18 protein-coding genes and 2 other RNA genes are annotated in these 21,322 nt (G+C 64.6%); 16 read left to right on the top strand and 4 right to left on the bottom strand.

Annotation, left to right across the window (positions count from 1 at the left end; genetic code table 11):
• Window positions 1-72 precede the first annotated feature (72 nt).
• On the bottom strand, window positions 73-264 hold the full coding sequence (locus tag VC212_RS01405; protein WP_115527438.1) for a hypothetical protein: 192 nt from the start codon (window positions 262-264) through the stop codon (window positions 73-75).
• Window positions 265-391: 127 nt separating this feature from the next.
• Here VC212_RS01405 and lpxD point away from each other — a divergent pair, with 127 nt between their 5' ends.
• From lpxD to VC212_RS01450, 9 genes are all read left to right on the top strand, one after another.
• On the top strand, window positions 392-1,405 hold the full coding sequence (gene lpxD / locus VC212_RS01410) for a UDP-3-O-(3-hydroxymyristoyl)glucosamine N-acyltransferase (RefSeq protein WP_323514132.1): 1,014 nt from the start codon (window positions 392-394) through the stop codon (window positions 1,403-1,405).
• Window positions 1,402-1,860, top strand: a complete 459-nt coding sequence (gene fabZ / locus VC212_RS01415; protein WP_055845149.1) for a 3-hydroxyacyl-ACP dehydratase FabZ — start codon at window positions 1,402-1,404, stop codon at window positions 1,858-1,860. The genes lpxD and fabZ overlap by 4 nt, the downstream gene beginning before the upstream one ends.
• 25 nt (window positions 1,861-1,885) lie before the next feature.
• Window positions 1,886-2,677, top strand: a complete 792-nt coding sequence (gene lpxA / locus VC212_RS01420; RefSeq protein ID WP_055845151.1) for an acyl-ACP--UDP-N-acetylglucosamine O-acyltransferase — start codon at window positions 1,886-1,888, stop codon at window positions 2,675-2,677.
• 29 nt (window positions 2,678-2,706) lie between these two features.
• Window positions 2,707-3,993 (top strand): lipid-A-disaccharide synthase, encoded by a 1,287-nt coding sequence (gene lpxB, locus VC212_RS01425; RefSeq protein WP_323514276.1) that lies wholly within the window; start codon window positions 2,707-2,709, stop codon window positions 3,991-3,993.
• Window positions 3,994-4,070: 77 nt separating this feature from the next.
• A complete protein-coding gene (locus VC212_RS01430) occupies window positions 4,071-4,736 on the top strand; it encodes a ribonuclease HII (RefSeq protein ID WP_323514277.1) in 666 nt (221 codons plus the stop codon).
• Window positions 4,737-5,019: 283 nt separating this feature from the next.
• Window positions 5,020-8,610: a DNA polymerase III subunit alpha gene (dnaE, locus tag VC212_RS01435; protein ID WP_323514134.1), complete on the top strand. Its 3,591-nt coding sequence runs from the start codon at window positions 5,020-5,022 to the stop codon at window positions 8,608-8,610.
• Window positions 8,611-8,787: 177 nt separating this feature from the next.
• Window positions 8,788-9,747, top strand: a complete 960-nt coding sequence (locus tag VC212_RS01440) for an acetyl-CoA carboxylase carboxyltransferase subunit alpha (RefSeq protein ID WP_055845163.1) — start codon at window positions 8,788-8,790, stop codon at window positions 9,745-9,747.
• Window positions 9,748-9,811: 64 nt separating this feature from the next.
• Window positions 9,812-10,567 carry a tetratricopeptide repeat protein gene (locus tag VC212_RS01445; protein ID WP_055845166.1) on the top strand — a complete coding sequence of 252 codons (756 nt, stop codon included), beginning with the start codon at window positions 9,812-9,814 and terminating at the stop codon, window positions 10,565-10,567.
• A gap of 359 nt (window positions 10,568-10,926) precedes the next feature.
• Window positions 10,927-11,003, top strand: a non-coding RNA gene (locus tag VC212_RS01450) — sX9 sRNA.
• A 29-nt stretch (window positions 11,004-11,032) separates the two neighbouring features.
• On the opposite strand, the gene VC212_RS01455 is transcribed toward VC212_RS01450, so the two are convergent.
• Entirely contained in the window at window positions 11,033-11,479 is a 447-nt protein-coding gene (locus VC212_RS01455) for a CopD family protein (protein ID WP_115512148.1), read from the bottom strand.
• A 74-nt stretch (window positions 11,480-11,553) separates the two neighbouring features.
• Between VC212_RS01455 and VC212_RS01460 the strand changes: the two genes are divergently transcribed.
• Both VC212_RS01460 and VC212_RS01465 read left to right on the top strand, forming a co-directional pair.
• Window positions 11,554-12,156 carry a class I SAM-dependent methyltransferase gene (locus VC212_RS01460; protein ID WP_323514135.1) on the top strand — a complete coding sequence of 201 codons (603 nt, stop codon included), beginning with the start codon at window positions 11,554-11,556 and terminating at the stop codon, window positions 12,154-12,156.
• Between the two features lie 418 nt (window positions 12,157-12,574).
• Window positions 12,575-13,918, top strand: a complete 1,344-nt coding sequence (locus tag VC212_RS01465) for a polyhydroxyalkanoate depolymerase (protein WP_005993627.1) — start codon at window positions 12,575-12,577, stop codon at window positions 13,916-13,918.
• Window positions 13,919-14,050: 132 nt separating this feature from the next.
• On the opposite strand, the gene VC212_RS01470 is transcribed toward VC212_RS01465, so the two are convergent.
• Together VC212_RS01470 and VC212_RS01475 are read right to left on the bottom strand one after the other, a co-directional pair.
• Complete coding sequence (locus tag VC212_RS01470) at window positions 14,051-14,965, bottom strand: sensor domain-containing protein (RefSeq protein ID WP_161963873.1); 915 nt, start codon at window positions 14,963-14,965, stop codon at window positions 14,051-14,053.
• Window positions 14,965-15,327, bottom strand: a complete 363-nt coding sequence (locus VC212_RS01475; RefSeq protein ID WP_323514136.1) for a PadR family transcriptional regulator — start codon at window positions 15,325-15,327, stop codon at window positions 14,965-14,967. Before VC212_RS01475 ends, VC212_RS01470 begins: the two co-directional genes overlap by 1 nt.
• A 378-nt stretch (window positions 15,328-15,705) precedes the next feature.
• Between VC212_RS01475 and VC212_RS01480 the strand changes: the two genes are divergently transcribed.
• The 5 genes from VC212_RS01480 (at window position 15,706) to VC212_RS01500 (ending at window position 21,255) form a co-directional block, all read left to right on the top strand.
• A complete protein-coding gene (locus VC212_RS01480; protein ID WP_323514138.1) occupies window positions 15,706-17,259 on the top strand; it encodes an alginate export family protein in 1,554 nt (517 codons plus the stop codon).
• 225 nt (window positions 17,260-17,484) lie between these two features.
• The gene (locus VC212_RS01485; RefSeq protein ID WP_055845184.1) at window positions 17,485-18,159 is read left to right on the top strand and encodes a DUF502 domain-containing protein; all 675 of its coding nucleotides are present in this window, start codon (window positions 17,485-17,487) and stop codon (window positions 18,157-18,159) included.
• A gap of 4 nt (window positions 18,160-18,163) precedes the next feature.
• Window positions 18,164-18,940, top strand: coding sequence for a queuosine precursor transporter (locus VC212_RS01490; protein WP_115553365.1), 777 nt, complete (start codon window positions 18,164-18,166; stop codon window positions 18,938-18,940).
• Window positions 18,941-19,001: 61 nt separating this feature from the next.
• Window positions 19,002-19,077: non-coding RNA, sX9 sRNA (locus VC212_RS01495), on the top strand.
• Between the two features lie 228 nt (window positions 19,078-19,305).
• Window positions 19,306-21,255, top strand: coding sequence for a DUF885 family protein (locus tag VC212_RS01500; RefSeq protein WP_323514140.1), 1,950 nt, complete (start codon window positions 19,306-19,308; stop codon window positions 21,253-21,255).
• Window positions 21,256-21,322 lie beyond the last annotated feature (67 nt).

A 21,322-nucleotide genomic window follows, 5' to 3' on the forward strand; every position in this document is an offset into this window, starting at 1 on the left:
GCACGCAAAACAATGGCGGCCCGACTGGTCGGGCCGCCATTGTTTGTCTGTCATGCCTGAGGTGTTACAGGCTCAGAAGTAGCTCTGGAACAACGTGCTCAGACAGGTCGCCGTCCCGCTCCAATCGGATGTATCCACACACTGGACCTGCTGGTCCCAGAAGCTATGAGCGTCGGCACGCTCCTGCGCGAAATCATCGGCCGAGGCGCTGCTGACTGCGCCCAACAGGACCACGCCTGCGAACATGGAGAGGAGAGTTTTCATATGCTTCTTCCTGGGTTAGCCGCTCGGTTGCGGCCAGGCAACAGATACGCCTGACTGTTTAGCGAATTTTTGGCGATGTTTTTTTTCCGTAAAAACAGCCACTTACTGTTTACGCGAGGTTCACCTGATGCCCCTGACTGCCAGTGCGATTGCCGAACAATTTGGTCTGACCGTCGCGGGCGACGGCGCGACCGAGGTCACCGGGGTGGCGACGCTGGCGCACGCCGGAGCGGGCCAGCTGAGCTTCCTGTCCAACCCGCGCTATCGGCCGCAGTTGGCTGACACGCAGGCTGCCGTGGTGGTGGTGCGCGCCGAGGACGCCGAGGCGGCGCACAGCACCGTGCTGGTTGCCAAGGACCCGTACACCGCATTCGCCAAGATCGCGGCGTTGTTCGATGTGGCGCCGGTGCGCGAGCCCGGCATTCATCCCTTGGCGGTGATCGACCCCAGCGCACAGGTGTCGCCTGGCGCGCATGTCGGACCGTTCGTCAGCATCGGTGCGCGCAGCCGCGTGGGCGATGGCTGCATCATCGGCACCGGCAGCATCATCGGCGAAGACTGCGTGGTGGACGATGGCAGCGAGCTGATCGCCCGCGTCACCCTGGTCACCCGGGTGCGGCTGGGCAAACGCGTGCGGATTCATCCCGGCGCGGTGATCGGCGCCGATGGGTTCGGCCTGGCGATGGATGCCGGCCACTGGATCAAGGTGCCGCAGCTGGGCGGCGTGGTGATCGGCGACGACTGCGAGATTGGCGCCAACACCTGCATCGACCGCGGTGCGCTGGAAGACACCGTGCTGGAAGAAGACGTGCGCGTGGATAACCTGGTGCAGATCGCCCACAACTGCCGGATCGGCGCGCACAGCGCGATCGCTGGCTGCACCGGCATTGCCGGCAGCGCCAAGATCGGCCGCTATTGCCTGCTCGGCGGGCATGTCGGCGTGGTCGGCCACCTGGAGATCTGCGACAAGGTCGTGATCACCGGCAAGTCGGTGGTGCGCAATTCCATCCATGAGCCGGGCGAATATTCGTCTGGCACCCCTCTCACCGACAATCGCACGTGGCGCAAGAATGCCGCGCGCTTCAAACAACTCGATGCGCTGGCAAGGCGCATCCTGGCTGTGGGCAAGGAGAACGCATGAGTTACCCCGTTTACGAGCTGCCGATCGACGTCAACCAGATCCAGACGCTGATCCCGCACCGCTACCCGTTTCTGCTGGTCGATCGGGTCATCGAACTGGACCTGGAAGCCAAGCGCATCGTCGGGCAGAAGAACGTCAGCATCAACGAGCCGTTCTTCCAGGGCCACTTCCCGAACCGTCCGGTGATGCCGGGCGTGTTGATCATCGAAGCGCTGGCGCAGGTCGGTGGCGTGATGACCCAGCTCGGCCTGGGCCGCGATGCGTTGTCCCAGCTGTTCTACATGGTCAAGGTGGACAATGCGCGCTTCAACAAGCAGGTGGTCCCCGGCGATGTGCTGATCATGGAGGTGCAGATGAAGCGCCTGATCCGCAATGTGGGATGCTTCTATGGCGAGGCCAAGGTCAACGGCGAAATTGTGGCCAGTGCCGAGGTGATGTGCGCCGGCGCCAGGTAATGACCCGCTCCCGGAGTGAGACACGATGCGTGATTCGACACCTTTGATTCATCCCACCGCCGTCATCGACCCGTCGGCGCAACTGGCCGACGATGTGCGCGTTGGCGCGTTCTGCCTGATCGGCGCCGATGTCCACATCGGTGCCGGGACCGAGGTGGGGCCGCATTGCTCGATCCACGGCCCGACCCGGATCGGCCGCAACAACCGCTTCATCGGGCATGCGGCGATCGGCGGCGAACCGCAGGACAAGAAGTACGCCGGCGAGCGTACCGAGCTTACGATCGGCGACGGCAACGTGATCCGCGAATTCGTCACCATCAATCGCGGCACCGGCGGCGGCGGCGGCATCACCGTGGTCGGCAACGACAACTGGATGCTGGCCTACACGCATGTGGCGCACGACTGCCATGTCGGCAACCACTGCGTGTTCTCCAACAACACCACGCTGGCCGGCCACGTCACCGTGGGCGATTACGTGATCATCAGCGGCTTTGCCGGTGCGCATCAGTTCTGCCGTATCGGCGCGCACGCCTTCCTGGGCATGGGCGCGCTGACCAACGGCGACGTGCCGCCGTTCACCATGGTCGGCAGCGAGTCGCTGGGCCGCCCGCGCGGCATCAACAGCGAAGGCCTCAAGCGTCGCGGCTTCGATGCCGAGCGCATCACCGCGATCAAGCGCGCCTACCGCACGCTGTACGTCGCCGGCCTGCCGCTGGCCGACGCCAAGCTGCAACTGGCCGAACAAGCCAAGGACAGCGAAGACGTCCGCGGCATGCTCGAGTTCATCGAAGCGGCAGAAAGGCCGTTGCTGCGATGACGGGAATCGGGAATCGGGAATCGGGAATCGTGGACGGCCAGCGCAACGGCCCGTCGGCCGGCAGCGTTCCGACTGCACGACCGATTCCCCATTCCCCACTCCCGATTCCCGGCGCGCGCAAGCGCGCGCCCCGCATTGCCCTGATCGCCGGCGAAGCCTCCGGCGACATCCTGGGCGCCGGGCTGATTGCGCAGTTGCGGCTGCGGTATCCCGATGCGGAATTCGCGGGTATCGGTGGCGATGCGATGCGCGGTGCCGGTTGCCAGACCTGGTTCGATGCAAGCGAGCTGGCGGTGATGGGGCTGACCGAAGTACTACGCCATCTGCCGCGCCTGCTCAAGCTGCGCCGCGCCTTCCGCGAGCGCGTGCTGGCGTGGAAGCCGGACGTGTTCATCGGCATCGATGCGCCGGATTTCAATCTGCCGGTCGAACGCTGGCTCAAGCAGCGCGGCATTCGCACCGTGCACTACGTCAGCCCATCGGTGTGGGCATGGCGCGAGAAACGTGCCGAGAAGATCGGCGCCAGCGCCGACCTGGTGCTGTGTCTGTTCCCGATGGAGCCGCCGATCTACGCCAAGCACGGCGTGGATGCGCGCTTTGTTGGTCACCCCATGGCCGACGACATCGCTTACAAGGCCGACCGCGAGGCGGCCCGCGCCACATTGGGAATTTCCGCCTCCAGCACCGTGCTGGCGGTGCTGCCGGGCAGCCGGCATGGCGAGATCAGCAAGCTGGGCGACACCTTCTTCCAGGCCGCCTGGCTGGTCTCCGAGCACCTGCCCAATCTGCATGTGCTGGTCCCCGCCGCCAATCCGGGCTGCAAGCAGTTGCTGGCCGAACAGCTGTCGCGCAGTTCGTTGCCGGTGATGCGCTCGCACCTGCTCGACGGCCAGGCGCGCACCGCCATGCTGGCCGCCGATGTGGTGCTGCTGGCCTCGGGCACCGCCACGCTGGAGGCGATGCTGGTCAAGCGGCCGATGGTGGTCGGCTACAAGGTCGCGCCACTGACCTATCGCATCGTCAAGACACTGGGCTTGCTCAAGGTCAACCGCTACGCGCTGCCCAACATCCTGGCCAACGCCGACCTCGCCCCCGAGCTGATGCAGGACGACTGCACTCCGGAACGGCTGTGCGTGGCGCTGCTGGATTGGTTCAAGCACCCGGACAAGGTCGCCGCCCTGCAACCGCGTTATCTGGCCCTGCACGCCGAACTCCGCCGCGACGCCTCCGCACGCGCAGCCGATGCGGTGGCAGAGCTGCTTGAGGGCGGGGATTCGAGAGTGGGGAGTCGGGATTCGTCAGGAGCCACGGCATGAAAATCGCTGCTCCATCCACATTGCCCTTGGGCGAGAACGCCGAACAACGCCAATCGCCGTTGTTCGGCCAATCCCAAATGCCCAATCCCCAATCCCGGCTCTTGATCGCCGGCGTCGACGAAGCAGGCCGGGGGCCGCTCGCCGGGCCGGTGGCGGTGGCGGCGGTGGTGTTCGACCCGAGCAAACCGCGCATCAACGGGCTGGACGATTCCAAGCAGCTCAGCGCCGAGCGCCGCGAGCAGTTGTATGCGCGCATCGTCGACCGGGCGCTGGCGTGGTCGGTGGTGTTGATCGACAGCGAAGAAATCGACCGCATCAACATCTACCAGGCCACCATGCTGGGCATGCGGCGGGCGGTGGAAGGCGTGGCGCACGTGGCCGGGTTTGCGCGCATCGACGGCAACCGTGTGCCCAAGGGACTGCCCTGCCCGGCCGAGGCGCTGATCGGCGGCGACGCGCTGGACCGCGCCATCATGGCCGCTTCGATCGTGGCCAAGGTCACCCGCGATCGGCTGATGCACGAACTGCACGCGCAGCATCCGGAATACCGCTTCGACCAGCACAAGGGCTATGCCACGCCGGTGCATCTGACCGCGCTGCGCACCCATGGGCCGTGTCCGCAGCATCGCCGCAGCTTTGCGCCGGTGCGGCTGGCGCTGGAAGGCCGTGAAAGCCGGGACCCGGGACCCGGGAGCGGCGACCCGCAACAGCTGCAGGTCGTGGAGCTGGTTGTCCGGCCATAGGCGGCGGGCGTTCTGGCACCGTTGGTTTGGTTTCTCCTCGGGACCTGTGATCGGAACATCTGCACATTGTGCAATCCGTCGCTGGAGTTGCAGACATGGATCGTTCTACCCGCAAAGAACCTGAATTCCTCATCAGCCAAATGCCTCCCCAAGGCCCCGGCAGCTGGCGATTCAGCGCTTTCCCGGCCCCCTGCTGCCGGATCCCGCGTCCCGCACCCACCTGTCAAGCCTTGTTCGTCCCCGCCCCCGCCGGTACCCTGACCGCGCATTATTCCGGTCTCGCATGTCCACTTCCCGTTTCGTCCATCTGCACGTCCACACCGAGTTCTCGTTGGCGGATTCCACTATCCGCGTGCCCGAGAAACCGGATCAGGCTGACCCGAAAAAGGCCAAGCAGGCCAACCTGCTGAGCCGCGCGGTCGAGCTCGACATGCCATCCCTGGCAGTCACCGACCTCAATAACCTGTTCGCGCTGGTCAAGTTCTACAAGGCCGCCGAAGGCGTCGGCATCAAGCCGATTGCCGGCGCCGACGTGATGATCGCCACCCCGGACATGACGCCCTGGCGCATGACCCTGCTGTGCCGCGACCGCGAGGGCTACCTGAGCCTGTCGCGGCTGCTGACGCGCGCCTGGATGGAAGGCCACCGCCCCGAAGGCGGCGTGGCAATCCACCCGGAATGGCTGCAGGCCGGGCATGCCAATCTGTTCGCCCTGGCCGGCCGCGACAGCCTGGCCGGCCGCCTGTTTTCCGAGGGCCGCGCCGATCTGGCCGAGCAACAGCTCGCCGACTGGCAACGCGTGTTCGGCGATGGCCTGCACCTGGAGCTGACCCGCACCGGGCGCGAGGGCGAAGAACGCTTCAACCAGTTCGCCCTGCATGCCGCCGGCGTGCGCGGGCTGCCGGTGGTGGCCAGCAACGATGTGCGCTTTCTGTATGCCAGCGACTTCAATGCGCACGAAGCGCGTGTGTGCATTTCCTCCGGCCGCGTGCTGGACGACCCCAAGCGCCCGCGCGACTACAGCGACCAGCAGTACCTGAAGTCCGGCGATGAAATGGCCGCGCTGTTCGCCGACGTGCCCGATGCGATCGACAACACGCATGCGCTGGCGCAGCGCTGCAACATCGAGATGCGCCTGGGCACCTACTTCCTGCCCGCCTATCCGGTGCCCGAAGACGAGACCCTGGACAGCTGGATCCGCAGCCAGTCGCGCGACGGTCTGGCCGCGCGCCTGGAAAAGAGCCCGATCGCGCCCGGCAAGACCCGCCAGGACTATGTCGACCGGCTCGAATTCGAGCTGGACACCATCATCAAGATGGGCTTCCCCGGCTACTTTCTGATCGTCGCCGACTTCATCCAGTGGGGCAAGAATCAGGGCATCCCGATCGGCCCGGGCCGCGGTTCCGGTGCCGGTTCGCTGGTGGCCTGGGCACTGCAGATCACCGATCTGGACCCGCTGCCGTACAACCTGCTGTTCGAGCGCTTCTTGAATCCAGAGCGCGTGTCGATGCCCGACTTCGACATCGACTTCTGCATGGATCGCCGCGACGAAGTCATCGACTACGTGGCGCGCAAGTACGGCCGCGAGCGGGTCAGCCAGATCATCACCTACGGCACCATGGCCGCCAAGGCGGTGGTGCGCGACGCCGGGCGCGTGCTTGGCTTCACTTATGGTCTGGTCGACAGCGTCGCCAAGCTGATCCCCAACATCCTGGGCATCACGCTCAAGGATGCGATGGGCGAAGGCAAGGATTCGGAGATGGCCTCGCCGGATCTGATCCAGCGCTATCAGGTCGAAGACGACGTACGCGACCTGATGGACCTGGCGCGCCAGCTCGAAGACCTCACCCGCAACGCCGGCAAGCACGCCGGCGGCGTGGTGATCGCGCCCGAACCGCTGAGCGAGTTCTGCCCGCTGTTCGCCGAACACGACGAAGACGGCCGCGGCAAGAATCCGGTCACCCAGTTCGACAAGGACGACGTCGAAGCGGTGGGCCTGGTGAAGTTCGACTTCCTCGGCCTGCGCACGCTGACCATCATCGACTGGGCGGTCAAGGCGATCAACGTGCGCCACGCGCGCGCCGGCATCGACCCGGTCGACATCACCACCATTCCGCTCGACGACGTGCCCACCTACAAGGGCGTGTTCGCCTCGGGCAATACAGGTGCGGTGTTCCAGTTCGAATCCTCGGGCATGCGCCGCCTGCTCAAGGACGCGCGCCCGGACCGTTTCGAAGACCTGATCGCGCTGGTGTCGCTGTACCGCCCCGGCCCGATGGACCTGATCCCGGACTTCAACGCGCGTAAGCACGGCCAGCAGGAGATCATCTACCCGGATCCGCGCACCGAAGCGATCCTGAAAGACACCTACGGCATCATGGTGTATCAGGAGCAGGTGATGCAGATGGCGCAGATCGTCGGCGATTATTCGCTGGGCGGCGCCGACCTGTTGCGTCGTGCGATGGGCAAGAAGGTGCCGGCCGAAATGGCCAAGCACCGCGAGATCTTCCGCGAAGGTGCGGCCAAGGGCGGCGTGAGCGCGGCCAAGGCCGATGAAATCTTCGACCTGATGGAGAAGTTCGCCGGCTACGGCTTCAACAAGTCGCACGCCGCCGCCTACGCGCTGGTCAGCTACCAGACCGCGTGGCTGAAACGCCATTACCCGGCCGAATTCATGGCCGCGACGCTGTCCTCGGACATGGACAACACCGACAAGGTGGTCGGCTTTCTCGATGAAGTGCGCAACCTCGGCCTCACCGTCAAGCCGCCGCGCGTCAACGAATCGGCCTACATGTTCGAGGCCGCCACCCCGGACACCATTCAATATGGTCTGGGCGCGATCAAGGGCGTTGGCCACGGCGCATGCGAGGCGATTGTCGAAGAGCGCCAACGCGGCGGCGCGTACACCACGTTGCTGGATTTCTGCACGCGCGTAGGCACCGCAAAGCTCAACCGCCGCACGCTGGAAGCGATGATCAATGCCGGCGCGATGGATGGCCTGGGCAGCAACCGCGCCTCGCTGATGCTGCAATTGCCGGAAGTGATGAAGGCGACCGAGCAGATGGCGCGCGAACGCGCTTCCGGCCAGAACTCACTGTTCGGCGGCGCAGATACGCGTGCGCCGGCGCTGCGTCTGGACCTGCCCGAAAGCAAGGAATGGCCGCTGGGCCAATTGCTCACCGGCGAGCGCGAAACGCTGGGTTTCTATCTCAGTGGTCACCCGTTCGACCCGCACCGCGACGAAGTCCGCGAGCTGGTCGGCTGCGATCTTGGGTCGCTGGAAAAGATCCTGGCCTCGCAACAACGCGGCGGCGGCGGGGGTGGCGGCGATGGCGAAAAACGCGCCTGGCGCCCGGAAGTCAGCGCCATTCTGGCCGGCCAGGTGATCGGCGTGCGCCGCAAGGGCGACAGCCAGGTCTTCGTGCAGCTGGAAGACGGCCGCGGGCGGGTGGAATGCAGCGCCTTCTCCGATGCGATGGCCGAGTTCGGCCACCTGCTCACCCGCGACCGCATCCTGATCGTCAAGGGCGGCCTGCGCGAGGACGAATTCAACGGCGGCTACAGCCTGCGTATTCGCCAATGCTGGGACTACGAGCAGATCTGCGCCGAGCATGCGCAACGGCTGTCGCTGCGCCTGGATCTGCGCGAAAAACAGGCCTTCAAGCGCATCGACGCCCTGCTGGCCAAGCACCGACCCGGCAAGACGCCGCTGCGTCTGGACCTGCTGTTGCGCGCGCCCGGCGGCGGCGTGGCCGGCATGCTCGACCTCAATGGCAGCAACTCGGTGCGCATCGACCAGCACCTGATGGACAGCCTGCGCGCCGATCCGGCGGTGCGTACGTTGAAGATCAAGTACAGCCCACCGTGGGCGTGAGAATGGGGAGTCGGGAATGGGGAATCGCAAGAGCGAACCCCGATTTCTTGCTCTGATTCCCGATTCCCCATTCCCGATTCCCCATTCCCCATTCCCGATTCCTCTCCCAACCCCACCGTACGGGTCCATCGGACGCATTCGGCTACACTCCCCGCCTTACGTTGACGACGCCATTGCATGAATCCTAACTACCTCGACTTCGAGCAACCCATCGCCGATCTGGAAGCCAAGATCCAGGAACTGCGCAACGCCAGTACCGGGCCTGCAGTCAATGTGGAGACCGAGGTACGGGCGCTGCGCGACAAGGCCCGCGTGCGCACCGCACAGATCTTCCGCGACCTGTCGTCGTGGCAGATCTCGCAGCTGGCGCGCCACCCGCAGCGCCCCTACACGCTGGACTACATCAACACCATCTGCGACGAATTCCAGGAACTGGCCGGCGACCGCGCCTACGCCGACGACAAGGCGATTGTCGGCGGTCTGGGCCGCATCGACGGCCGCCCGGTGGTCATCATCGGGCACCAGAAGGGCCGCGACACCAAGACCAAGGTGGCGCGTAACTTCGGCATGCCGCGTCCGGAGGGTTACCGCAAGGCGCTGCGCCTGATGAAGCTAGCCGAGCGCTTCCGTCTGCCGTTGCTGACCTTCATCGACACCCCCGGCGCCTACCCGGGCATCGGTGCCGAAGAACGCGGCCAGTCCGAAGCGATTGCACGCAACCTGCTGGAAATGGCCGAGCTGAAAGTCCCGGTGATCTGCACCGTAATCGGCGAAGGCGGCTCCGGTGGCGCGCTGGCCATCGGTGTCGGCGACCGCACCCTGATGCTGGAGTACGGCACCTACTCGGTGATTTCGCCCGAAGGCTGCGCCTCGATCCTGTGGAAGGATGCGGGCAAGGCCAAGGACGCCGCCGAACAGCTCGGCCTCACCGCCAAGCGCCTCAAGGGCCTGGGTCTGGTCGACAAGGTGATCCGCGAGCCTACTGGCGGTGCACACCGCAATCCCGAACAGATGGGCAAGCGCCTGAAGGCCGTGCTGCTCAACGAGATGGACGCGCTGGAGAAAATCCCGGTCGAAGCACTGCTGCAACAACGCTACGAGCGTCTGCGCAGCTACGGCGCCTACGAAGGAAACTGAATCCTGCGGCTCCGCGTGGCGGAGCCTTAAGGAACTTGCACTAAGGACAAGGACTCCTACCGGCATGAGCCCACTCATTCTTCTGTCGATCGTGTTGCAAATCGCCTGCTGCGTGCATGTCGTGCGCAGCGGTCGGCCGCTGTACTGGATCTTGATCCTGCTGACGTTCTCGTATCTGGCCGTGTTGATCTACGCGTTTGTCGCGGTCATCCCGGACATGCGTAACGACCCGACCGCACGGCGTGGTTTGCAGCGCGTGCGCCGGAAGCTGGACCCGCAGCGCGACCAGCGCGATGCCGCCCGCAAACTGGATGTCTCCGACACCCCGGAAAACCGCCGCCAGCTGGCACGCACGCTGCTTGAGCAGGGCAACTATGCGCAGGCCGCAGAGGTGTACGAAGGCGCATTGCGCGGCCTCTATCGCGACGACCCGGACCTGATGCTGGGGCTGGCGCAGGCGCAGTTCGGTCTTGGCAATGCCGCGCAGGCACGCCAGACCCTGGATGCCTTGATCGCCGCGAACCCCAACTTCCGCTCACATGACGGGCATCTGCTGTACGCCCGCGCGGTGGAAAGCAGCGGCACCATCGAAGAAGCGCTGCACGAATACGAGACGCTGGTGCAGGGCTACCCAGGCGAAGAAGCACGCGTGCGCTATGCGCAGTTACTAAAACGCGCCGCGCGCCCGGAAGAAGCCAAGGCCGTGTTCGACCAGGTGGTGCGTCGCGCTGCGGCCTCGCCCAAACATTACCAGCGCGAGCAACGCAGCTGGATCGATCAGGCGCGCAAGGGTCTGAGCGAGCTGAGTTCGATCGCCTGAGTCAGGCCTGCGTTTTGCGTGCACCTATCCGTCGCGATGCTGGCGCACTCGCTGCGTAGATGGAGCGCAAGCCAATCGCGCTCCGCTGCGGGATATCGCCAATGACGAGCATCGTGTTGCTTGTCCGGAAGTGCTGCGCGATCGCTGCAGGGCATGCAGCGCGCGGCTGCACTGCAGGCAGTGCTCCGCCAGCCAGCAGTGTTTTTTCCAGCGAACGCATCGGCATCCGTCGATGTGCCTGCGTCGCGGCGACTTCAGCACCTGGCACATGCCGACGAGGCGACAAGGCGACGCCAAGAGGCAGCTAGCAACCCTACTACGCCCCTCGCCAGGCAGGCACAGCTGCTGCGCGGTGCGGCCTGTACCACACGGACACTCCTGCTCATGGCGCGCCGTCCACGCCTACCGGACCACTGCTCGCCATGTCTTGGTAGCCGCTCCACGCCGCCTTGCGCGCATCACCGCTTAAAAAGGCTTGGCCAGCACCAGCCAGATCACGCCGACCAGCAGAATCACCGGCACCTCGTTGAACAAGCGCAACGCCCGACCGCTCGGGACCGCACGACCCTGATCCACGCCCTTCAACCAGCGTCCGGCCACGATGTAGTGCGCCAGGATCAGTGCCACCGCGAACAACTTGGCGTGCAGCCAGCCGCCGGTCACCATCGTGGGGAAATCCGGTATCACCCGGTAGCCTTGCCACAGCACCGCGCCCAGCAGCAGCGCCAGACCGAGCATGCTGTGTCCGAACCTGTAGAGGCGGCGGCCCATCAGCACCAGCCGTGCACGCACGGAGGGTTCGCTGCCGGCTTCGGCGATGTTGACCAGAATGCGCGGCAGGTAGAACACCGCTGCCATCCAGGCGATCACGAACAACAGATGGAAGGTCTTGATCCACAAATACAGGGTCATGCGCTGGCTCCGCTGGCTCGCGTAGGATGACCCGCATTTTCACCTATCCGCGCACGCGAAAGCAGCTGAGCCCCATGCAGCAGTCAGACGAAAAACAGTACGACGCCCAGTATTTCCGCCGCTGGTACCGCGATGCCGGGCTGGCCGACCCGGCCCGGCTGCGACGCAAGGTCGCACTCGTCGTCGCACAGGCCGAGTACTACCTGGAGCGGCCGATCCGCAGCGTGCTGGATATTGGCTGCGGCGAAGCTGCCTGGCGCGCCCCCTTGCTGGCGCTGCGGCCCAAGCTCAGCTACCTGGGCTTCGACAGCAGCGCATACGCCTTGCAGCGCTACGGACGCAGCCGTCAGATCCACCCTGCGCGCTTTGGCGATTTTGCCTGGCTACGTCCCTGCGCACCGGTGGACCTGCTGATCTGCTCGGACGTGCTGCATTACGTGCCCACGCGCGAATTCAACCAGGGCCTGCCGGGGCTGGCCGACATGTGCGCAGGCGTGGCGTTTCTGGAGACCTTTGCGCAGGAAGACGCATTCGAAGGCGACCACGACGGCTTCCAGCCACGCCCGGCGCGCTGGTATCGCAAACGCTTTGCCAGCGTCGGCTTCGCCGCGCTGGGTTCGCATTGCTGGTTGTCGCCGCAGCTGGCAGGTGAGGCGTCGGCGCTGGAGCATGGTTGACGCAACGTTGGCTGTTTGAGGCAGTTATCGTGTGTAGCGTCGCTCCGTAGCCTCACCAATCTCCCGCAGGAGAAGGGCTTACTCCTGTCAGACCCGCCGTTACCCTGCGGACGAGCGCGATCTTCCAGCCCAGCGAGCTGCTCCTTCTCCCACCGGGAGAAGGTGCCCCGCAGGGGCGGATGAGGGTACGGACGAAGCCACAGCAAGTTGGATGCACATGTGGCTTCGCCCGTACCCTCCCCCCTCTCCGGCAGGGAGACAGAGGCTTACCCCGCCGGCGAACGCGGTCTTCAAGCCGTGCGAAGCCGCTCGAAAGACCACGACCAGCGGCAGCTAAAGCTGCTTACGCCTGCCCTAGCTTCTGTGACAGCGTCTACCGTCCGGAGCCCCATTAAGGTGCAAATGCGCCAAACCCGGTATGCTGCGCGGCAGCAAAACCGCACGGATGGGTGGAATGCTTTATCAACTGCATGAGCTGACCCGCAATCTGCTAGCCCCCTGGGTGCATCAGGCCCAGGCGAACGCCAAGATGTTTTCCGACCCCGACAGTCTGTGGGCCTCGCTTCCCGGCGCCGAACGCATGGCGGCCAGCAATGAGCTGTTCCATCGGCTGGGCAAGGAATACGAAAAGCCTGCCTGGGCGCTGGACGATGTCGAGGTCGACGGCCACTCGCTGCCGATCATCGAACGCGAGGTGCTGAGCAAGCCGTTCTGTCGCCTGCTGCGCTTCAAGCGTTTCAGCGACCACGTCGAGCTGATCGGCAAGATGAAGGAGCAACCGGCCGTGCTGGTGGTGGCGCCGTTGTCCGGCCATCACGCCACGCTGCTGCGCGACACCGTGCGGACCCTGCTGCGCAACCACAAGGTCTATGTGACCGATTGGGTGGACGCGCGCATGGTGCCGCTGGAAGCCGGTGCGTTCCGGCTCGAGGACTACATCACCTATATCCAGGACTTCATCCGCCATATCGGCGCCGAGCGCCTGCATGTGGTGAGCGTGTGCCAGCCCACCGTGCCGGTGTTGGCGGCTGTGTCGTTGATGGCGACCAACGACGAGCCCACGCCGCGCTCGTTGGTGATGATGGGCGGGCCGATCGATGCACGCCGCAGCCCCACCCAGGTCAATAACCTGGCGACGGAAAACGGCATCGAGTGGTTCCAGAACAACCTGATCCACACCGTGCCGTTCCCGTATCCGGGACATGGCCGCCAGGTGTATCCAGGCTTTTTGCAGCACGCCGGTTTCCTGTCGATGAACCCCAATCGGCACGTGATGTCGCACTGGGATTTCTACACCGATCTGGTCAAGGGCGATCTGCAGGATGCGCAGGCGCATCGGCAGTTCTACGACGAGTACAACGCCGTGCTTGACATGCCGGCCGAATACTATCTGGACACGATTCGCGTGGTGTTTCAGGACTTCCTGCTGCCGCAGGGCAAGTGGAAAGTGGACGGCCAGCTGGTCAAGCCGTCGGCGATCCGCAACACCGCCTTGTTGAGCATCGAGGGCGAACTGGACGACATCGCCGGCCTCGGCCAGACCGAAGCGGTGCACGATCTGTGCACCGGTATCGATGCGGCGCACCGCCGCCATCTGGTGGTGGAAGGTGCCGGTCATTACGGCATCTTCAGCGGCCGTCGTTGGCGCGAAGTGGTCTACCCGCAGGTGCGCGAGTTCATTGCGCGCTATGACGCAGACCCGGTCGGCAGCCGCGACCCGGCCACCGTCACCCCCATCCGCAAACGCGGCAAGCGCGCCTGATCTGCACAACAAAAAATCCCCGGCATGTCCGGGGATTTTTTTTATGCTGAAAAATCGAGAGGCAATTTAATCCGTGTCATGCAAAGTGCGCTGCGCTAAGGCCACGCGCGTGTTGCACGCCACTCTCGATCATCACGCCTCCGCATCACCGCTTTTGACCAGCAGATGCTTGGCCAGCATGCCGTGCAACGTGCCTATCCCGCGTGCCGCATGCAGGGTGACGAACAGCAACAGCACCCCCAGTAGAGACAACGGCACCACCATCAGCGGCATCACGATCACCTGTCCGTCCCAGGTGATGGACATTCCTTGATCGAAGAACAGCGCCAGCGGTGCAGCAGTGAGCGTCAACGACACGCTTAGCAGAGTAGTAAACAGCGTGAAGTAGACACTGCCCAACGGCAGCATCAACACGAAGTACAGCAGCGTGCTCCAGGTCCGCAGGTCGGTAAACATCGCAGCGATGCGCTGTAGCCAGCCGCCTTGCACGCCCGGATGTTGCGGGCGACGTGGCATGCGCACCCCGAGCAGGGTTTCCACCATGCGTCCTTCCACCAGCGACAACACGCGCACCGAGCCGAAGAACAGCACCAGCAGCGGAACGCCGATGATCAGGATCAACAGGCCCAGCGACAGGCTGACCCCGGTGACCACCCAGGTGAAATAGAACACGCCGGTGAGTAGCGACAGCAACATGTAGAACAGTGCGCCGTAGGTGCGCGGGTCGGCGGCCACGCCAAAGAACTTGCCGATCAATGAAGGACGCTTGGGCGGCAGTGGCGGGCGCAACGCGCGGCTGACCGTGACCTCGGTTTCGCGATAGATCTCGGCCACTTCATCGGGCGCACCGTAGCTGGCGGCAACCCCTGCAATGACGTCGGCTTCGCTCTTGCCGCTTTGTTCGGCAAGCTCGGCGCGCAGATATTCTTCGGCGTCGTAAAGCGCATCCTGGATCATCGCCGGGTCGGCACCAACCAGCGCCTGCCGCAGCTGCAGCAGGTAGTCGGCAATGGTGGTCGGCAACGGACGTGTCGGTAAGGTCGTCATCATGGGTGTGTCCCCTGCAGCACTGAATCAACGGAATCACGGGTGGCGCGCCAGGCGGCGGTCCATTGGCGCAGGCAGTCACGCCCGCTGTCGGTAATGCGGTAGTAGCGGCGTGGCGGCCCCGATGCGGACGGCTCGATATGGCTTTCCAACAGTCCTGCCCCTTCCAGATTGCGCAACACCGGATACAAGGCGCTCTGCTTGCCGCTCAGCACGCCTTCCAGATGCTCGAGCCGCTTGGCGATCAGATAGCCGTACAGCGGTTCGTCGGCCTGGGCCAGCACCGCCAGCAAAGCCAGCGACACGGTGCCGGCGCTCAGCTCCTTCTGAAATTTGCGTAGGTGGACATCCGGCTCGGTCATCGGTCATCTCCGCTAGGTCGAAGGTGATGCTATGTAGAACCTAGCTATAGCGAATGTGCCGGTAGTCATGGGCGGGGAGTGGGGAGTCGGCAGCGATGAGTCGCAAAGGTCAAGGCCGAGGCTTGGTCGGCCGGCCACGCTTGAGCAATTGTTGGTATCGCAATGAAGTCACCGCATCCCGCATCGGCGCCGTTGCGAATCCGCACTGCCCAATCCCCAGTCCCCGCTCCACTAGCGCTCGCCTGCGCAAACCCTAGTGCGTTCATGAGCTTAGAACCTTTGGGTTACTGCCTTTCTGGCGCGGCTTTACTACAGTCGACGTCCCCCGTGCCGATAAGTTTCGCTCAGGGGTTTTTCACTTTTCGATGGGGCAACACGATGCAATTGACACGCTTGGCGCAGCCGGCCATGGCTGAAACTTCTTTTGGAGCCACCCGGCGCCTGTGCCTTGCGATCGGGTTGGCGCTGCCGGTACTGGGCTTTGCGCAGACACAACCGGCGCCGGCCAATGCCGAACAGACCCAGCCGGAACCCGCCAAGCCGCCGGTCACCGCCGCGCCCGCCACCGCCAAGGGCTATCCGCTCGAAGCGCGGGGCTGGGGCGCCAAGCAGGGCGGCAACATGTGGCAGGTGCGCTGGGCCGAAGACTGGTCGTATCTGAAGGATCCGTCCAAGCGCAAGAGCCCGTTCGACCCGCTCAAGTACATCCCGCTCACTGCGTCGGGCGATGTCTACGTCTCGCTCAGCAACGAGCTGCGCGTGCGCAGCAATACCATCACCAATCCCGGTCTGATTCCCGGCAGCCATTCGCAGCAGCAGTACCTGTTCCGCGCGTTCTTCGGTGCGGACCTGCATGTGGGCGAGCACTTCCGTCTGTATACGGAACTGGCGCACGGCAGCCTGGATGGACGCAACGAAGGCGCCAAGACCGGCACCCAGGAAAACAACGCGATCCTGCAACAGGTGTTCTTCGACGTGAAGGGCAACATCGGCGGCGCCGACACCGGCCTGCGTGTCGGCCGTCAGGTGTTCGTCGACGGCCCGACCACATTGATGGCGCTGCGCGACAACACCGATATCTTCGTGACCTTCAACGGTGTGCGCGCCTGGGCCATCGGCGAAAAGACCCGCGTGGATGTGTTCGATTTCAACTTCAACCTGGATGGCACCGAAGGATTGGGCGACGACCGCATCGACCGCTCGCGGCATTTCCGCGGCGTGGTGGGTGGCTATCGGTTGCCGACCGCCAAGCCGATGTATCTGGAGCCGTTCTTTTACCAGTTCCGCAACGACAATCAGCTCTGGGGCCGCCAGACCGCTGAAGAAAATCGCAACTACTACGGCCTGCGGCTGTGGGGCAACGTGGGCAAGCTGCGCACCGATTCGTTCGTGACCGTGCAGCGCGGCAGTTTCGGCGGACGCGACCTGCGCGCGTATATGGCCAGCACCTCCAATGCGTGGACGCTGAGCGACAGCGGCTGGAAGCCGCGCCTGGGCTTCCATAGCGAAATCGCCTCCGGCGGCGGCGGCACGTCCGGCACCGGCACGCTACGCAATAACAATTTTCTCTATGGCAACACGATCTACTTCAGCTGGGCCACGTTCTTCGGCCCGGTGAACCTGGTCACTGCCGCGCCGACATTCACGTTCTCGCCTACCTCCAAGCTCACCGTGAATTTGGAATGGGAAACCCTGTGGCGCCAGACCACCAGCGATGCGATCTACAACAACCAGGCGCGCGCCTACGCACGCACCCAGAGCACCGGCGAGCGTCGCATCGGCACCATGCCGCGTATCAACGCTACCTGGAACATCGATCCGAACTGGTCGGTAACCTTCCGCGCCGAGCACCTGATGGCCGGTCCAGCGCTGGAAAAAGCCGGCTACGGCGATTCGACCTTTGTGATGGGGTGGTTGAACTTCCGCTTCTAAACGCGGTGTTTGGTCAGCGCGCTGCACTGTGCTGACTCGATGTGCAGGCATTTTGTTTTAACGAGTCGTTGCTCGATCACATGCCGCGTCCCGCAAGGACGCGGCATGTTGGTTTTCAGCGTTGGCGTGTCTGATGACCACGCACTCTTTTACCAATCCCCACTGCCCAATCCCAAATCCCCGCCCCACCTGCACCGGACGCGGCCGAATGCCTACACTACGCAGATGTCTGAATCCCCCACTCCGCATACCCGCCCTTCCCTGCAACGCGTGTTTCTGACCGGGTTGCTCACCCTGCTGCCGGTCTGGCTGACCTGGGTGGTGGTGAAGTTCGTCTTCTCGCTGCTCTCTGGCATCAGCAGCCCGTGGGTGGTGCCGCTGTCCGGGCGCATCGCCGCCTCGTTTCCCGATTACCTGGGCTGGATCAAGGCGCTGTGGGTGCAGAACACCATCGCCTTGGTCGCCACGGTGGCGGCGATCCTGTTCGTCGGCATCCTGAGCCGGCGGGTGATCGGCCAGCGTCTGCTGCGCTGGTTCGAGGCGATCATGCGGCGCATTCCGCTGGCCAGCGTGGTCTACGACAGCGCGCGCAAATTGCTCGACATCCTGCAGACCCAGCCCGGCAGCACACAGCGCGTGGTGCTGATCGACTTCCCGCATCGCGACATGAAGTCGGTCGGCCTGGTCACGCGCGTGATCAAGGAGCAAGGCACCGGCCGCGAGCTGGCGGCGGTGTATGTGCCGACCACGCCCAACCCTACCTCCGGCTATCTGGAAATCGTGCCGGTGGAGCTGCTCACGCCCACCGACTGGACTGTGGATCAGGCAATGAGTTTCATCATCTCCGGCGGCGCGGTTTCGCCGGAGTCGGTTCCCTTCACCCGTACTGCGGATCGCTGACGCCATGACACACACGCGTACCCTCGACGATCGTGCGGTCCGCCTGTTCATTGCCTTGGCGGCGTTCTTCTGCGTCAACGCGGCGCTGGCCGAGTTCATCGGCGTCAAGATCTTCGCGCTGGAAGACACGCTCGGCATCGCACCGCTGAACTGGAACCTGTTCGGCCAGACCGGCTCGCTCAGCTTCACCGCCGGCACCTTGTTGTGGCCGGTGGTGTTCATCATGACCGACACCATCAACGAGTTCTTCGGCAGCCGCGGGGTGCGTTTCATCTCGTGGGTGGCCGTGGCGCTGATCGGCTACGGCTTCCTGTTTGCGTTCGCGGCGATTGCCCTGGCGCCGGCCGGCTGGTGGGTGACCGCAGCGCAGAGCCAGGGTGTGCCGGACTATCAGGCTGCATTCGCCGCGGTGTTCGGGCAGGGCTTGTGGACGATCGGCGGCTCGCTGGTGGCGTTTTTGTTCGGCCAGTTGATCGACGTGTCGGTGTTCCATCGCATCCGCAAGGTCACCGGCGAAAAACACGTGTGGCTGCGTGCCACCGGCTCTACCGCGGTGTCGCAGTTGGTGGACAGCTTCGTGGTGATCTACATCGCCTTCGTGCTTGGCCCGCAGCATTGGTCTATCGACCAGTTTCTGGCGGTGAGCACGCTCAACTACATCTACAAGATGGGTTTTGCGATCGCCCTGATTCCACTGCTGTACGTCGCGCGTCGCGCCATCAGCGCGTATCTGGGCGCCGATCGCGCTGAGCAGCTGCGCGAAGAAGCCGCTGCCGACTAAGCGCAGCTCGCAAAACGACTGTGCTCACCACCAGGCGGGCGCGGCCGCTGCTCGGTGCGGCATGTACCGTTCGTACACGCCGGTTCCTCCGCGCCGTCCACACCCACCTGCCGACTGCTCGCTACGACTTGTGAGCCGTTCTTAAGGCGGCACCTCGCCCACCCACTGCCTGCCCGTGACCGGCAGTGACCGGCAGTGCCCGTGGCAGCACGCTGCGCGGTGCGTTATCGCAGCGCACCATTCCAGCGATGCACTGCGCCTGCCCGTGCCGCATCTGAATTGCATGTGCGCCGCATGCCCCGGATAGCTGGCCGTAACGGTGCGGATCGGGCAAGCTCCCCGCTCGCTTGTTTCCGGAGCCGGTAATGCCCCTCAGCTTTTCCCGCCTGCTGTCGCTGGTCCTCGCCGCTGTGTTGAGCCTGTCAGTGGCAGCGCCCGCCGATGCGGCCAAGAAGAAGACCGCCAAGGCACAGACCTCGCAAACGCGCGCGAAGGCGAGCAAAGGCAAGAAGACCGCCAAGCCGGCGGCCAAGGCGTCGAAGACGGCCAAGGGCAGCAAGGCCGCCAAGGCCAGGCCACGCGCGGTCGCCGCGCCAGTGGTGCTGACCAAGGCCCAGCAGCTCAACCTGCTCTACGACCAGTACTGGGACGCCTCGCTCAAGCTCAATCCGCTGCAGGCCACCTTCCAGGGCGAGAGCCGCTACAACGACCAGCTGCCCAACTTCCTCTCGCCAGCGTTCCGCCAGCAATCGCACGACTTCACCGTGTTGTGGCTGGGCAAGGCCGAAGCGCTGGGGCCGGACGGTCTAAGCGGGCAGGACCTGCTCAGCTACCAGATCTTCGTGCGCGATGCGCGCAGTGCGCTGGCCGCCGAGCAGTTCCCCAGCTGGATGCTGCCGATCAACCAGTTCTACAACATCGCCAGCATTGCGGTGGTGCTCGGTTCTGGCACCGGCGCGCAGCCGTTCAAGACGGTCAAGGATTACGACAACTGGTCGCGGCGTGCGCTGGGCATTCCCGACCTGTTCGACCAGGCCATCACCAACATGCGCGCCGGCATGCAGGCCGGCGTGGTGCAGCCCAAGGTGCTGATGCAGAAAGTGCTGCCGCAACTGGATGCGATCATCGCGCGCAGCGCCGAAGACAGCCTGTTCTGGGGGCCGATCCGCAACCTGCCGGCCGACATGCCCGAGGCCGACAAGCAGCGCCTCACCGCCGAGTACAAGCGGATGATCGAGGTGCGCATCCTGCCGGCGTATCGCGCGCTGCGCGGCTTTATCGCCACCGAATACCTGCCCGCCTGCCGCGACACCGATGGCTTGGCGGCGCTACCCAACGGCGCGGCGTGGTACGCCTACGACGTGCGTCAGAGCACCACCTCCGACCTGAGCCCGGAGCAGATCCATCAGATCGGGCTGGACGAGGTCGCGCGCCTGCAGGGTGAGATCGCCGCGCTGGCCAAGCAGGTCAAGTTCCGCGGCAACCTGCCCAAGTTCTACAAGTTCATGCAGACCGACAAGCGCTTCAGCTTCCGCAGCGATACCGAGCTGCTGGGCTATTACCGTGGCCTGCAGGGACGCGTGCAAGGCGCGGTACCGCGCCTGTTCGCCAGCCAGGACATGCCGCCGCTGGAAGTGCGCGCGGTGGAACCGCAGCGCGCGCAAGCGGCGGCCAGCGGCTCGTACATGCGCCCCAGCGTCGGTGGCAGCACTGGCGCCACGCCGGGCATCTTCTACGTCAATACCTCCGACCTGCCCTCGCGCAAGACCTGGGAAGCGGAGAGCCTGTACCTGCACGAGGCGATTCCCGGCCACCATTACCAGCTTGGGCTGCAGCAGCAGCTGACCGACCTGCCCAAGTTCCGTCGGCTCGGGGGCGAGACCGCCTACATCGAAGGATGGGGCCTGTATGCCGAATCGCTGGGCCGGGAATTGGGGCTGTATCAGGACCCGTACAACACCTACGGCTATCTGCAGAATGCGCTGTGGCGCTCGATCCGGCTGGTCGCCGATACCGGCCTGCACAGCAAGGGCTGGACCCGCAACCAGGCCATCGACTATATGCTGGACAACTCGGCGATGAGCCGCATCGACGCCGAAGCCGAAGTCGACCGCTACATGGCCATCCCCGGTCAGGCGCTGGCCTACAAGGTCGGCGAAATGAAGATCGCGCAGCTCCGCGAGCAGGCGCAACGCGAGCTGGGGCCGCGCTTTGACATCCGCGCCTTCCACACCGAAGTGCTAAAGGACGGCTCGGTGCCGCTGGAGATCCTGCAGGACAAGATCCAGCGCTGGATCGCAGCGCAGAAAGGCTGAGGGCAACGATTGCGGCCGATGCAAGGTCGCGGTCAGGCCGGTGTTAGGCCTGGGTGCGGATCTGCGC

This window comes from Xanthomonas sp. WHRI 8932A, assembly GCF_035012785.1.
Taxonomy (GTDB): Bacteria; Pseudomonadota; Gammaproteobacteria; order Xanthomonadales; family Xanthomonadaceae; genus Xanthomonas.

Bases quoted from the DNA above. Each gene is read 5' to 3' on its own strand.
- VC212_RS01405 (WP_115527438.1), bottom strand. From the start codon at position 264: ATGAAAACTCTCCTCTCCATGTTCGCAGGCGTGGTCCTGTTGGGCGCA.
- lpxD (WP_323514132.1), top strand. From the start codon at position 392: ATGCCCCTGACTGCCAGTGCGATTGCCGAACAATTTGGTCTGACCGTC.
- fabZ (WP_055845149.1), top strand. From the start codon at position 1,402: ATGAGTTACCCCGTTTACGAGCTGCCGATCGACGTCAACCAGATCCAG.
- lpxA (WP_055845151.1), top strand. From the start codon at position 1,886: ATGCGTGATTCGACACCTTTGATTCATCCCACCGCCGTCATCGACCCG.
- VC212_RS01430 (WP_323514277.1), top strand. From the start codon at position 4,071: ATGCCCAATCCCCAATCCCGGCTCTTGATCGCCGGCGTCGACGAAGCA.
- dnaE (WP_323514134.1), top strand. From the start codon at position 5,020: ATGTCCACTTCCCGTTTCGTCCATCTGCACGTCCACACCGAGTTCTCG.
- VC212_RS01440 (WP_055845163.1), top strand. From the start codon at position 8,788: ATGAATCCTAACTACCTCGACTTCGAGCAACCCATCGCCGATCTGGAA.
- VC212_RS01445 (WP_055845166.1), top strand. From the start codon at position 9,812: ATGAGCCCACTCATTCTTCTGTCGATCGTGTTGCAAATCGCCTGCTGC.
- VC212_RS01455 (WP_115512148.1), bottom strand. From the start codon at position 11,479: ATGACCCTGTATTTGTGGATCAAGACCTTCCATCTGTTGTTCGTGATC.
- VC212_RS01460 (WP_323514135.1), top strand. From the start codon at position 11,554: ATGCAGCAGTCAGACGAAAAACAGTACGACGCCCAGTATTTCCGCCGC.
- VC212_RS01465 (WP_005993627.1), top strand. From the start codon at position 12,575: ATGCTGCGCGGCAGCAAAACCGCACGGATGGGTGGAATGCTTTATCAA.
- VC212_RS01470 (WP_161963873.1), bottom strand. From the start codon at position 14,965: ATGACGACCTTACCGACACGTCCGTTGCCGACCACCATTGCCGACTAC.
- VC212_RS01475 (WP_323514136.1), bottom strand. From the start codon at position 15,327: ATGACCGAGCCGGATGTCCACCTACGCAAATTTCAGAAGGAGCTGAGC.
- VC212_RS01480 (WP_323514138.1), top strand. From the start codon at position 15,706: ATGCAATTGACACGCTTGGCGCAGCCGGCCATGGCTGAAACTTCTTTT.
- VC212_RS01485 (WP_055845184.1), top strand. From the start codon at position 17,485: ATGTCTGAATCCCCCACTCCGCATACCCGCCCTTCCCTGCAACGCGTG.
- VC212_RS01490 (WP_115553365.1), top strand. From the start codon at position 18,164: ATGACACACACGCGTACCCTCGACGATCGTGCGGTCCGCCTGTTCATT.
- VC212_RS01500 (WP_323514140.1), top strand. From the start codon at position 19,306: ATGCCCCTCAGCTTTTCCCGCCTGCTGTCGCTGGTCCTCGCCGCTGTG.